The sequence below is a fragment of the Luteibacter sp. NPDC031894 genome (genome assembly GCF_050273135.1).
Classification (GTDB): Bacteria; Pseudomonadota; Gammaproteobacteria; order Xanthomonadales; family Rhodanobacteraceae; genus Luteibacter.
Genome location: NZ_JBNNMV010000001.1, coordinates 410,826 through 423,340, shown reverse-complemented (window position 1 = coordinate 423,340; position 12,515 = coordinate 410,826). Strand labels below are relative to the sequence as shown.

Sequence of the window (12,515 nt, the reverse complement as noted above, 5' to 3'; positions counted from 1 at the left end):
CCGATGAAGTTGCGCAAGCCTCGCTTTTGATGAAAGCCGTTAAACGAGCACGTAATTGTAACGTCCTGCGCGTAGCGGCAACAAGCCCGGTCAGGCCAGGGCGTCACCGGGGGGCAGGTTGAACCCACGAACGACCCGGAGGACGCCCTCCTCGTCCACCTCGGCCAGGGCCATCAGCCGTCCATCGCTACCGTAGGCGGCGCAGCGGCGGTCGAGGCTGGCGGGGCCGTGGCCGGCTGCGGCGGGATCGCCGGCCCCCACGGGCCAGGGGGCCGTCCCCTCCCCCAGCGGCACCGGCTGGCCGAAGCCCAGCACGCGGGTCTGCTCCGGATCGAGATCCACCCGGGGAATATGCGCCAGGCCCGCTTCGACCGGCAGGAGGCAGGCGTCGAGCGGATCGGGGCCGGTCTCGGCCGCGTCGCGCAGCTGGTCCAGGGTCACCATGGCGGGCGCCAGGAACGGCTCCACCCAGAGCCGTCGCAGCCCGGTCAGATGGGCGCCGCAGCCAAGGTTCTCGCCGAGGTCGACCGCCAGGCTACGTACGTAGGTCCCCGAGCCGCACTCGACGTGGAGCCGGACGGTGTCGCCGCGACGCTCGATGATTTCGAGGCGATAGACATCCACCTCACGGGAGGGCACGTCCACGACGTCGCCCCGACGCGCCTTCACGTAGAGCGGGACGCCGTCCTGCTTGATGGCCGAATACGCGGGGGGAACCTGCACGATATGCCCGCGCAGGGGCGCCAGGGCCGCTTCGAGCGTCGCTTCGTCCAGTGTGGGTACCGGTCGCGTCTCGACCACGTCCCCCTCGAGGTCGGCCGTGGTGGTGGTCGCCCCCAGTCGCACCTCCGCCTCGTAGGCCTTGCGCGAACCGAGCAGCCAGCCGGCGATCTTGGTCGCCTCGCCGAAGCAAAGCGGCAGCAACCCGGTCGCCAGCGGATCGAGGCTGCCCGTATGGCCGCCCTTCGCCGCGCCCACCAGCCGACGCGCCGTCTGCAGGGCCTGGTTCGAACTCAGGCCCAGCGGCTTGTCGAGGAGGAGGATGCCGTGGATGTCGCGGAAGGTTCGGCGGGTCATGAGTGGCAAAACGAACTCTGTTGCCGAAGATGGGCAGGCTTACTTGTCGGCGGAATCATCCGCCGGCGGGACGGGGTTTTCGCGTAGCAGGCGCTCGATGCGCTCGCCTTCGTCCACCGACTCGTCGTACTTGAACTTCAGTTCCGGCACGCGGCGCAGGCGCATCGAGCGCGACAGGCTGCGGCGGAACTCGGGCGCCAGTTCCTTCAGCGCCTTCATCGCGGTGGCGGCCTGCTCGGGCATCAGCGCGGTCACCCACACCGTGGCCCAGTCGAGGTCCCTGGTCGTCTCCACGTCGGACACGCTGACCGACGGCAACGCGTGGTCGCGCACGGCGGCATGCACGAGGAGTCCGATCTCGCGGCGCAGTTCGGCGGACACCCGGTCGGTGCGCTTGAAATCACGTGACGGCATATCCGCCTCCAGCTTTATGAGAGAGCCATGCTCTAACGAACAAAGCCTCCCCGGCGTCAACCGGGGAGGCTCGGTGCTTCCTGTTACAGCGTACGGGCGACTTCGATGCGCTCGAAGCACTCGATCTGGTCGCCGACCTTCACGTCGTTGTACTGCTTCACGGCGATACCGCATTCCATGCCGTTGCGGACCTCGTCGACGAGCTCCTTGAACCGGCGCAGCGATTCGAGTTCGCCCTGGAACACCACGACGTTGTCGCGCAGCACGCGGATCGGCTTGGAGCGCTTGACGATGCCTTCGGTGACCATGCAACCCGCCACGGCGCCGAACTTCGACGAACGGAACACGTCGCGCACCTGGGCGATACCGATGATCTCCTCGCGGATTTCCATGCCGAGGAGGCCCGAAGCAGCCTGCTTCACCTGGTCGATGACGTCGTAGATGATCGAGAAGTAACGGACATCGAGGCCGTTGGTGTCGATCACCTTGCGCGCCGACGCGTCGGCACGGACGTTGAAGCCGATGATCAGCGCCTTGGAGGCCGCCGCCAGCGTCGCTTCCGACTCGGTGATGCCGCCCACGCCGGACGAGATCACGTTCACCTTCACCAGGTCGTTGCCGATCTGCGTGAGCGAATCGCGCAAGGCTTCCACCGAACCCTGCACATCGGCCTTGACCAGGATGTTGAGGGTCTGCTGGCCTTCGCCCTGGCCCATCTGGGCCATGATGTCTTCCAGGCGGTTCGACTTGCTGACCAGGCGGTTCTCGCGACGCTTCTGCTGGCGCTCGGCGGCGACCTGGCGAGCGAGACGCTCGTCCTCGACCGCCACGAAGTCGTCACCCGATTCCGGCACGCCGGACAGACCCAGCACCTGCACCGGAATGGACGGGCCGGCTTCGTTCACCTGCTTGCCCGTCTCGTCGACCAGGGCGCGCATGCGGCCGTACTCGATGCCGCAGACCACGAAGTCGCCCTTCTTGAGGGTGCCTTGCTGGACCAGCACCGTCGCCACCGGGCCACGGCCGCGGTCGAGGCTGGACTCGATCACCACACCCGAGGCGCGGCCGTCGGCCACCGCCTTGAGCTCCATGACTTCCGCCTGGATCGAGATCGCGTCGAGCAGCGTCTCGATGCCGTCGCCGGTCTTGGCCGACACGGGTACGAACTGCGTGTCGCCGCCCCAGTCTTCCGGGATGACTTCGAGGTTCGCGAGGCCCTGCTTCACGTGGTCCGGGTTGGCGTCGGACTTGTCCATCTTGTTGATCGCGACGATCAGCGGCACCTTGGCGGCGCGCGCATGCTTCACCGCTTCCGCCGTCTGCGGCATGACACCGTCGTCGGCGGCAACCACCAGCACCACGATATCGGTCGACTGCGCGCCACGGGCACGCATCGACGTAAACGCCGCATGGCCCGGGGTGTCGAGGAAGGTCACCACGCCGCGGCTGGTTTCGACGTGGTAAGCGCCGATGTGCTGCGTGATGCCGCCCGCTTCGCCCGAAGCGACCTTGGTGCGACGGATGTAGTCGAGCAGCGAGGTCTTGCCGTGGTCGACGTGGCCCATGATCGTGACGACCGGCGGGCGCTGTACCTTCTCGCCTTCCAGTTCCACATTCTGGGTGTGCGAAGCCAGCGCGGCCTCCGCGTCGTTGTCGGTGGCGCGCACCGGGTTGTGGCCCAGTTCCTCCACCACGAGGGCGGCGGTGTCGTGGTCGATCGTCTGGTTGATCGTGGCCATGACGCCCATCTTGAACAGGGCCTTCACCACCTCGGCGCCCTTCACGGCCATCTTCTGGGCGAGTTCGGTGACGAGGTTGTTGTCGCCGATCACGACATCGCGCACCACCGCGGCGGTGGGACGCGTGAAGCCGTGCGGACCCGAGGACGACGCGCCGCGTGGCGCTTCGGAACGGCCCTTGACCTTGCCGCCGCGACGATTGCCGCTGGAGCGGCGCGCGCGATCGGCATCGGACAGGTGCAGTTCGCCAGCGGCGAAACGCTTGCCGCCCGGCTCGCGATCGTTACCGCGACCGCCGCCTGCACCGCCGCCATGCTTCGGACGCGCCGCGCCGCGGGCATCGTTCGACGACGGCGAGGACGCCGGTGCCGGACGCGCGGCGGACGGGGCAGCCGGACGCGCCGCCGGCGTGGAAGCCACCGGGGCGGGAGCCGGCGCCGGGGCGGGCGGCGGGGGCGGAGCAGGCTTGGACACCACGCGCTCGCGCTTACGCGGCTCGTGGATGCGCGGCAGGATCATGCCGAGCGAACGGGTATCCAGCTTCGCCGTTTGGTGACCGATGCCGTCGTCGGCAGCGGCGGCCTGGGCCGGCGCCTCCGGTTCGGGCGCGGCGGCAGCCACGGGGGCGTCCGTCCGGGTTTCCTCGGCGCGAGCGCGTTCGGCCGCCTCTTCTGCCTGGCGGCGGGCCTCCGCGGCGGCCTCTTCCTGGCGACGGGCTTCGGCCTCGGCGTGCTGGCGGGCCTCTTCGGCCTCGCGGCGACGCTCGGCTTCCTCGCGACGCTGCGCTTCCTCATGCTCGCGCTGCGCCTGCGATTCAGCCAGCTTGCGTGCGGCGTCCTCGCGCTCGGCGTCGTGCGAGGCGTCTTCGGCGATCGCACTGCGCTTCACGTAGGTGCGCTTCGCACGGACCTCGACGTTTACCGTCTTGGCCGGACCGGCGCCACGGCCGCTGCCCGAGTTCACCTTCAGCTCGCCGACGGTGCGGCGCTTCAGGGTGATCTGGCGCGGAGCCGAGTCATCCGCTTCGGCAGCGGGTTCGTTCTTGCCGTGCGTGCGGCGCAGGAAACCGAGCAGTTTCACCTTTTCGGTGCTGCTGATGACCTGGTCCGCGTTGTTGAATTTCATCCCGGCCTGGTCGAGTTGCCCGAGGAGCTTCTCGACTGGCATCTCCAGGACCTGGGCCAGTTGTTTGATAGTGACGTCCGACATCGTTCTTTATTCTCCGCCGTTCCCGCGCGTAACCTTACGTGCCGTCGATGACCCGTACGGCTGCCTCCATCCTTGGGGGGAAACCTTGCGGCTTCCCTCGGGGCGCCCCTCCAGGGCGCTTCCGGACCCGCGCTTAGCCGCCATTCTCCATCCGGGCGATCATCGGAGCGCGCGCGGCCATGATCAGCTGCGATGCGCGTTCCTCGGTCATGCCTTCGATATCGATCAGCTCGTCGACGGCGAGGTCACCCAGGTCGTCGAGCGTCTTCACGTTGCGCTCCGCGAGCGCGAAGGCGGTGGATTCGTCCATGCCTTCCAGCTCGAGCAGTTCGGCGGAAGGGCCGTTTTCGTCGATGCCTTCCTCGACCGCGAGGGCCTCGGTCAGCAGTGCGTCGCGGGCGCGGGCGCGAAGCTCCTCGACGATGTCCTCGTCGAAGCCTTCGATCGCCAGCAGCTCGGCGCTGGGCACGTACGCGATTTCCTCGACGGAGGAGAAACCCTCCTGGACGAGGATGCCTGCGATTTCCTGGTCGACTTCCAGGCGTTCCATGAACAGGTTGAGCGCCGCCTGCTGCTCGGCTTCGGACTTCGCGGTGACCTGGTCCTGCGTCATCACGTTGAGCTGCCAGCCGGTGAGCTTGCTGGCGAGGCGCACGTTCTGGCCGCCGCGGCCGATGGCCTGGGACAGTTTGTCCTCGGCGACCGCGATGTCCATCGAGTGCTTCTCTTCATCCATGATGATCGACTGCACTTCGGCCGGCGCCATCGCATTGATGACGTACTGGGCCTGGTTCTCGTGCCACAGGATGATGTCGACGCGCTCGCCATTGAGCTCGTTCGACACCGCCTGCACGCGCGAACCGCGCATACCGATACACGCGCCGATGGGATCGGTGCGGCTGTCGTGGGCCACGACGGCGATCTTGGCGCGATCGCCCGGATCGCGGGCGCAGCCCTTGATCTCGACGAGGCCCTGGCCGACTTCCGGCACCTCGAGCTTGAACAGCTCGATCATGAATTCCGGCGCGCTGCGCGACACGAACAGCTGCGGGCCACGAATTTCCGACTTCACCTCGTAGAGGTAACCGCGCACGCGGTCGCCCACGCGGGCCGACTCACGGGGAATCGTCTTGTCGCGCGGAATGAAGGCCTCGGCATTGCTGCCCAGGTCGAGGTAGACGTTGCCGCGCTCGACGCGCTTGACGATGCCGGTGACCAGTTCGCCCACGCGATCGCGGAAGGCATCGACCACCTGCTGGCGCTCGGCCTCGCGAACGCGCTGCACGATCACCTGCTTCGCGGCCTGCGCGGCGATGCGACCGAACTCCGCGTTTTCGATCTGGTGCTCGATCCAGCCGCCGACTTCGGCGACTTCGTCCTCACCCGCTTCGTCCTGCGCGTCCATCAGGCGGATCTGGAAGGAGGGATCTTCCATCTCGCCGTCGTCCGCGATGATTTCCCAGCGACGGAAGGTTTCGTAATCGCCCGTGTTGCGGTCGATCTCGACCCGGATGTCCGGATCCTCATCGGGGTAGCGCTTCTTGGCGGCCGAGGCCAGCGCCGCTTCCATGGCTTCGAAAATGACTTCGCGCGGTACGCCCTTCTCGTTGGCGACCGCGTCGACTACCAGCAAAAGTTCTTTGCTCATTGCCGCTACTCCCGTAAGGATGCCCCGCGGCACCCCGTCGTTTCGTTATTTGGGTTTCTTGCCGCCCGGCGTGGGCTTCGGCCGCGGCGCATAGCCAAGAGCCACCCAGTCGGGAACCACGCGGGCGCTTTCGACGTCCGCATGCTCGAATTCGAATCTGCCAGCCTCGCCCTCGACCACAATGTGCTCGCCGTTTACTTCAACGACGTTGCCCTTGAGGCGCCTGCGACCCTCGATGGGGGCCTTCAGCAGCACCTTGACTTCCTGGCCGTGCACGCGCGCGAACTGCGCCGCCGTGAACAGGGGGCGGTCGATGCCGGGAGAGGAGACTTCCAGTACATAGTTGCCGGGGATCGGATCTTCAACGTCCAGGAAGGCCGAGAACTCGCGGCTCGCGGCCTCGCAGTCCTCCACCGTCACGTCGACCGGCAGTTCTGCCGCTTCGCGACGCTCGCGCTCGGGACCGAGCACGTCCAGGTAGACGCGCAGGGTCTGCTGCCCGTCGGACGGGGCGAAATCCATGCCCAGGACCTCGAGGCCGAGTTCGGCCACGATGTCGGAGAATCGCTGTGAAAGTGCGTTGGTATCCACGTTGCCTGCGGTTTTTCCAGTCGCCAGAAACAAAAAAAGGGCGCGAACGGCCCATTCCTTTCGTCGCCGATGTATCCCGACACTCTCTTCCAGCGCCTTACGCGATGCCTTGACGGCGCTCACAGTGTGTCGCAGGACGCCTCCGTGCGCCCAACAAAAAAGCCTCACGAGGAGGCTTTCTTGTAAAAAGAAAGTTCCTGAAGTGGCACTTGCCGCAGGCCTCAGCCTGCCACGAACGCCGCTTAAGATTCACGGATTCTATCGTATTTTCGTGGCTTCGCGCAAGTTCGGCGAGGTGGGCCGGTGGGGAGCAAGGCTTCCTTAGCGTCCACGTTGTTGAGACGCGGCCTAACGATACTGCCCCGATGACGGAAGAAGTCCCCTACCCCCGTTTCGCCACCCGAGGCCGCGCCTTCGTCTACGTCGTGCCCTGCCGCGACGAGGACCTTTTGAAGCTGGGCTTTTCCCGCGACCCTTTCACCCGGTTCAGCACCCTGCACCGGCGCTTTTACGAGTTTTTCGACCTCGATCGCGGCTTGCTGGTCGACGCCGAACGCGTCGCGGCCGCCCGCCGCATCGAGCGGCGGCTGATCGAGGCTTTCCCCGACTACCACGCCACGGCGCCCCTGGTCGTCCCCGCCACCGCCGGCGGGCACACCGAGTGGTATCGGGGCGCTCACGTCGGGATCGCAGCCGCGTTGAGACGCATCGCGCAGGACGAAGCCCTGCGCCTGCACGACGGACTGCGCCCCTGGCTCCATGAGCACCTGATGGCGAGAGCCGATCTGCTCCACGACTGGTCGCTGCGTATCGTGGACACGCTCGACTGGGCCAGGAACAACGCACCTGACGATCCGGGTACGGACCGCCTGCGACGCGCCCTGCTCGATACATGGGCGATGTTCGAGGCTGCGGGCATCGACGTGCATGCGCTGGTACCGGCGTCCGTGGCGCACTGGTACGAGCACGGCGAGCACCGCCGGCTCTTCGACGCGTCAGGCTCGCTGTAGGAGCGGATCCGCCCCTCCGTCCGCACCACCCAACCCGGCGATCAGCAGCGTCCGCCAACCTTCCGCAGCGCGCTCCATCACGTGAACGTGCCGCGCCACGCAGGCCACGGGACCGTTGGCGTGCAGCCGCTCCTCCAGGGCACCCGCGATGGCTTCGCGATCTCGCCGCACGTCCCTCGCCACCGACACATGGGGGACGTAGTCCGGGAATTCGCGATCCCTCCGCGGCCGCTCCGGAAAGGCCAGCTGCAACGCCGCGGCGAGCAATCCGATCGCCGCGGTGGGCGACGGTGCGAGCCACACGGTGGATGGGAACATACGTACCGCATCCAGCCGGAAGGCCAAGGGCTGGCGGGCCGCCACCACGGTCCGCAGGCGGTCCGCCACGGCGGGCGTGATGCGCTCGCTGTCGAGGAACGGATAAACCAGGGTGATATGGGCGCCGAGGCCCAGCTTGGCGGCCGGATCGAGGCGCGCACGCAGGTCGCCGACCAGAGGTTCGGCCTCGGGGACCATGAGTGCCAGCAGCGTGCGGCTCATGCTGCCGAGCTTATACCGATGTGCGCATCCTGCTAGGAGGAAATTCGTTCCATCGGGACCAGGCACGGCGCCACTGACGAGCGGAGCCGAAACCCGCCCGCTCGGCCACCGCTTCCACGTCCAGCCGGGACCCCGTCAGCAGCTCCCGCGCCAGGGCCACGCGCATGCGATTCACGTAATCGGTGACGCTCATGCCGGCGTGCTCGTTGAACAGCCGCGAGAGGTTGCGCGGGCTGGACGCCGCGACCCGCGCCAGCGACGTCACCGTCCAGTCGTGCGCCGGATCGGCCGTAACGGCGTCCTGAGCCCGGTGGATGGCGGCATGCAGGTGGTTTCGGCCTTCCAGCCACGGGGATATCTGTGGGTCGCCCCCGGCACGGCGCAGGTAGATCACGAGGTACCGCGCGACGGCCAGTGCGATCGCCGGTCCTGCGAGCCCGGCCACCACGTGGAGCATCAGGTCGATGCCGGCCGTGATGCCCGCGCTCGTCAGGCGTTCGCCGTCCTCGACGTAGAGGCGATTCTCGCGGACACGTGCCGCCGGTGCCTCGCGTGCGAGCTCGTCGACGCAGCCGTGGTGCGTCGTGCACTCGTGACCGTCGAGCAGCCCTGCCCGGCCAACGAGCAACGCGCCCGAGCAAATCGAGAGGACACGGATACCCGGGCGCACCGCCTTGCGCAGCCAGGCGACGATCGCCGTCTGCCCGTTTTCGTCTTGCTCCGGGGAGGTGACAGGTTCACCCTCCGGCACATCGGCATGGCCGGGTACGACGACCATCGCGCCGTCGGGCAGACGCGCCGGCAGCGGCGCAATGGACGAGATGCCGAGGCCGATGGAACTGCCCACCTTACGGAAGGGGCCCACATAAGCGACCTCGAAGTGCACCTCACGCTGTTCCAGGTTGGCCTTGCGCAGCACCTCCATCGGACCGGCGACATCGAGCAGGAGCACACGCGGTGGCAGCACCACGTACACCGGGATCCGGCGTGGTGCGGTCGCAGGCATCAGGCCGCGGCGCGCAGACTGGCCGACAAGGCTTGTTCGACCGTGGCGATACGGGCGAAGCGATCGGCCAGCACGAGTTCGGTGCGGGCGCGGATGTCGCCGGCGCTCCATTCGCGTCCGGCCGCGTCGGTCATCGGGAAGGTCAACGTGGCCTCGCTAACGAAGTCGACCGTGTAACCGAGGTCCGAGGCATGTCGCGTGGTCGTCTCGCAGCATTGCTCCGTGCGGATACCCGAGACGATCAGCCGGCGAACGCCGCGTTCGGTCAGCCAGACATCGAGGCCGGAACCCACGAGGGCGCTATGGCGACGCTTGCGGAAGACGGCGTTGGCCTCGATGCGCAGCGGGGCCAGCGCGGTGACGAAACCGGAGGCTTCGGAGAAAACCCCCTCGTCTTCCACGTGGAAGACCTGCACGACGGGGATGCCCGCTTTCCCGGCGCCATCGACGAGCGCGTGCTGGCGGTCGATGTAAGCTGCCGCGCCCTCGTCGCGCCAGTACGGGCGACGGCGAAAGGATTCCTGGGCATCGATGACGATCAGGACGGTATCGGCATGGGACATGGCGGGCTCCTCGCTAGGTATTGAGCACAGTTTCCTCCCGACAAGGCAAGTGCGACAGGCCGGGGCGGGACGTCGAGCGGACAATTCACGCCATGCGCGGACCGGGAGCATTCCATCGCCACCTCAACGAATGAAAAGGCGCCGGTCCTCGCGAACCGACGCCCCCTCTCCACCCAACCTGGATCAGTTGGTCCAGGTCGCCTTCAACGTCACGCCTGAGAACGCCGCATACGCATTGAGCATCACGTAATACGTGCCCGGCGTCGGTGCCGTGGCCGTGCAGCTCTCCGTATTGCCGGTGACATAAGGCCGGCAATCGTAGGTCCACAGCGTCGGGGCGGCACCGGCCCGCACGTACAGGTCCGCGTCACCGGTGCCACCGGAGATCGCGATCTTCAGGTTCTGCGCCCCGGACGGGACCGTCACCGTGTAGGTCAGCTGCGCGTTCCTCGCCGCCGACAACCCCGTCACGGCCACGCCGTTCTGCAGCACGTTGCCACCGCCACCGCCTCCCGAACTCACCGTGACGGACGACGTCTTGGTGTTGCTCGAGCCGCCGTTGTCGGTCACCTTCTCGCTCACCGTATAGGTACCGGCGGACGCGTAAGTGTGGCTCGGATTCGTGGCGGTGGACGTCGCGCCGTCGCCGAAGGTCCACGCGCGCGAGGCAATGGTTCCGTCGCTATCCGACGAGCTGTCGGTGAAGGTCGCGGTGAGCCCACTGGTCACCGCGCTGAAGTTGGCGACCGGGGCGGCGTTGCCACCGCCACCGCCGCTGACCCAGTTGGCCTGCGCGTAGGTGTTCAGGGCGCCGATATTGAAGCTGCCGAAACCGGTTGCTTCATCGTACCCGCTGGACGCGGTGTAACCGTGGCCCTGGTAACCGTTGTTGCCCGACGTGACGTCGTGCAACAGCGAGGCCTGCGTCGGGAACGCCTGGTAGAACTTCGACGCCGGGAAGCCGATGGCGTTGTTCGCCGCCGATTCGATGCGCGCAAAGGCGCCCACGAACAGCGGCGAGGCCAGGCTGGTACCGCCGACTTGCTCCGTTTGCCCGTTCACGACGATGAGCGCACCGGACGACGAGGCAGCGTCGAAGGAAACGTCGGGTCCGACGCGCTTCGTCGAACTGCTCACCGACGACTGCCACGACGGCGCGACCTCGTACAGGCTGGTGCCGCCGCCGGTGGCCCACAGGCGCTGGTTGTTGTACGTGGGCGGCGAGATGGCCGCGAGGCCCTCGTTCCACACGGTCTCGCCGGTCCACGCCGTGCCGCTGGTGGAAAGCGTCGTGCCGCCCACCTGGATCACGTACGGCGAACTCGCCGGCTCGCTCACCGAATAATGGGTGAGGTCGATTTTCACCGTGCCAGCCGAATTGGCGACGTAACCGGGCGAACCGGTCTGCGGATCAGCGGACCACTGGTAGACACCGGCATCGCCCGCGGCCACGGAGAACGTCTGTCCCTGCGCGACGGCCTGTTGGAAGATCGCGTCGTCGGCCGCCTGGGTACCGGACTGCTCGGCGGCCATTTCGTCTTCACCCAGCGAGACGTTGATCAGCTTCGCCTGGTTGTCCGTGACCGCACGGTTGAAGGTGGCGGTGATGCCCGCGTTCGTGATCCCGCTGGAGTTCGAATCGCCATTCGCCGAGGTGTAGAAAATCAGGTGTTGTACGGCACCCGCGATACCCACGATGTCCTGGCTGTCGAGCGACCATTCCCCATTCGAGTCCGGGTCGTTGGCGAAAGTGCCGCTACCGACCTTGGTGATCGTCGAGTTCACCGTCGGCAGGCCGGCGCTGGAGGTGAAGCTGTTGAGGTCGGTCACCGTCTGCGTGATCGACCCCCAGGTGATGATGCCGACCGTCGTGCCGCTCGCCGTGGGCACGCTGCTGCCGCCGTAGATCGCGGCGAAGTCCTGCGGATGATGGGCCGCCACGGCTGCGGCGGCCTGGGTGCTCATGCTCGAGCCCGGCACGGTGACGTCCTCGGGCTTGTACACGTGGTTCAGCGGATGCTTCACCGATACGTTCTGCAGGCCGAGCACCGATTGCACGGCGTCGCCCAGTGCGGCGGGCACCAACGCTGGCGTGTCGTTCGCGAAGTACTCGCGACCGTTGGCGTTGAAGCGCTTGATCGAGGTATGGAAGCCGTTGGCCGCGGCGCCGACGTTGCCGTCCGCCGACACCAGGAGGTTGTTTGCCGCCACCTCGATATTTCCGAAACCGGCACGCTGCAGGTGTGCCACCACCGCGTCGACCTGCGCCTGCGTGGGCGCAAAGCGTGCCTTGAACTGCTCCGGCGTGAGGAACTTGCCGTATAGCTTGTTGCCCGGCGTCGTGACGGCGGCGAGGAACGACTGGAGTTCGTCAGGATTGCGTAGCTTCAGGCTCACCGCGACGTGCAGCGGATGGTCGGCAGCCAGCGCGGTGACGGCCGTGCCGTCGATATGCGGGGAGCCGGTCATGTTAAGCGCGTACCCGGTTGCCACCGGCGATCCGGTGGTGGACGCGGCGGCGAGCGACGGTGTTCCCGCGACGGGAAGCATGGCGGCTTGCGTTCGCGTGGATACCCAGGCGTCTTCCGCGTGCGCGGAAAGGGACGACATCGCCAGCGCGATCGCCATCGTCAACACCGTCTTGCGAGAGATCCCAGAAGCAAAAGCATCGATCTTCATGAGTGATCCTTCCATTAGCCCGTAGATTGCTTCCGCCAA

10 protein-coding genes are annotated in these 12,515 nt (G+C 67.1%); 1 reads left to right on the top strand and 9 read right to left on the bottom strand.

Annotated elements, in window-relative coordinates; translation table 11 throughout:
* Window positions 1–90: 90 nt before the first annotated feature.
* The 5 genes from truB to rimP form a co-directional block, all read right to left on the bottom strand.
* On the bottom strand, window positions 91–1,077 hold the full coding sequence (gene truB / locus ACQKIE_RS02180; protein ID WP_427455300.1) for a tRNA pseudouridine(55) synthase TruB: 987 nt from the start codon (window positions 1,075–1,077) through the stop codon (window positions 91–93).
* A gap of 39 nt (window positions 1,078–1,116) precedes the next feature.
* Complete coding sequence (gene rbfA / locus ACQKIE_RS02175; RefSeq protein ID WP_427455298.1) at window positions 1,117–1,491, bottom strand: 30S ribosome-binding factor RbfA; 375 nt, start codon at window positions 1,489–1,491, stop codon at window positions 1,117–1,119.
* An 83-nt stretch (window positions 1,492–1,574) separates the two neighbouring features.
* Window positions 1,575–4,439: a translation initiation factor IF-2 gene (gene infB, locus ACQKIE_RS02170; RefSeq protein ID WP_427455296.1), complete on the bottom strand. Its 2,865-nt coding sequence runs from the start codon at window positions 4,437–4,439 to the stop codon at window positions 1,575–1,577.
* Window positions 4,440–4,572: 133 nt separating this feature from the next.
* Window positions 4,573–6,087 (bottom strand): transcription termination factor NusA, encoded by a 1,515-nt coding sequence (gene nusA, locus ACQKIE_RS02165; RefSeq protein ID WP_427455294.1) that lies wholly within the window; start codon window positions 6,085–6,087, stop codon window positions 4,573–4,575.
* A gap of 45 nt (window positions 6,088–6,132) precedes the next feature.
* Window positions 6,133–6,678, bottom strand: coding sequence for a ribosome maturation factor RimP (gene rimP, locus ACQKIE_RS02160; RefSeq protein ID WP_427456779.1), 546 nt, complete (start codon window positions 6,676–6,678; stop codon window positions 6,133–6,135).
* 365 nt (window positions 6,679–7,043) lie between these two features.
* On the opposite strand from rimP, the gene ACQKIE_RS02155 reads away from it, so the two are divergent.
* Complete coding sequence (locus ACQKIE_RS02155; protein ID WP_427455292.1) at window positions 7,044–7,688, top strand: GIY-YIG nuclease family protein; 645 nt, start codon at window positions 7,044–7,046, stop codon at window positions 7,686–7,688.
* Here the strand turns inward: ACQKIE_RS02155 and ACQKIE_RS02150 are convergent.
* From ACQKIE_RS02150 to ACQKIE_RS02135, 4 genes are all read right to left on the bottom strand, one after another.
* On the bottom strand, window positions 7,674–8,228 hold the full coding sequence (locus tag ACQKIE_RS02150) for a 2'-5' RNA ligase family protein (RefSeq protein ID WP_427455291.1): 555 nt from the start codon (window positions 8,226–8,228) through the stop codon (window positions 7,674–7,676). The two genes, ACQKIE_RS02155 and ACQKIE_RS02150, sit on opposite strands and share 15 nt — an antisense overlap.
* 10 nt (window positions 8,229–8,238) lie before the next feature.
* Window positions 8,239–9,234, bottom strand: coding sequence for a GlxA family transcriptional regulator (locus tag ACQKIE_RS02145; protein ID WP_427455290.1), 996 nt, complete (start codon window positions 9,232–9,234; stop codon window positions 8,239–8,241).
* Window positions 9,234–9,797 carry an isochorismatase family protein gene (locus ACQKIE_RS02140; protein ID WP_427455289.1) on the bottom strand — a complete coding sequence of 188 codons (564 nt, stop codon included), beginning with the start codon at window positions 9,795–9,797 and terminating at the stop codon, window positions 9,234–9,236. The genes ACQKIE_RS02145 and ACQKIE_RS02140 overlap by 1 nt, the downstream gene beginning before the upstream one ends.
* Before the next feature lie 183 nt (window positions 9,798–9,980).
* Window positions 9,981–12,476 carry a protease pro-enzyme activation domain-containing protein gene (locus ACQKIE_RS02135; RefSeq protein WP_427455288.1) on the bottom strand — a complete coding sequence of 832 codons (2,496 nt, stop codon included), beginning with the start codon at window positions 12,474–12,476 and terminating at the stop codon, window positions 9,981–9,983.
* Window positions 12,477–12,515 lie beyond the last annotated feature (39 nt).

Excerpts from the sequence above, each read along its gene's own strand:
- truB (WP_427455300.1), bottom strand. The coding sequence starts at position 1,077 with ATGACCCGCCGAACCTTCCGCGACATCCACGGCATCCTCCTCCTCGAC.
- rbfA (WP_427455298.1), bottom strand. The coding sequence starts at position 1,491 with ATGCCGTCACGTGATTTCAAGCGCACCGACCGGGTGTCCGCCGAACTG.
- infB (WP_427455296.1), bottom strand. The coding sequence starts at position 4,439 with ATGTCGGACGTCACTATCAAACAACTGGCCCAGGTCCTGGAGATGCCA.
- nusA (WP_427455294.1), bottom strand. The coding sequence starts at position 6,087 with ATGAGCAAAGAACTTTTGCTGGTAGTCGACGCGGTCGCCAACGAGAAG.
- ACQKIE_RS02155 (WP_427455292.1), top strand. The coding sequence starts at position 7,044 with ATGACGGAAGAAGTCCCCTACCCCCGTTTCGCCACCCGAGGCCGCGCC.
- ACQKIE_RS02150 (WP_427455291.1), bottom strand. The coding sequence starts at position 8,228 with ATGAGCCGCACGCTGCTGGCACTCATGGTCCCCGAGGCCGAACCTCTG.
- ACQKIE_RS02145 (WP_427455290.1), bottom strand. The coding sequence starts at position 9,234 with ATGCCTGCGACCGCACCACGCCGGATCCCGGTGTACGTGGTGCTGCCA.
- ACQKIE_RS02140 (WP_427455289.1), bottom strand. The coding sequence starts at position 9,797 with ATGTCCCATGCCGATACCGTCCTGATCGTCATCGATGCCCAGGAATCC.
- ACQKIE_RS02135 (WP_427455288.1), bottom strand. The coding sequence starts at position 12,476 with ATGAAGATCGATGCTTTTGCTTCTGGGATCTCTCGCAAGACGGTGTTG.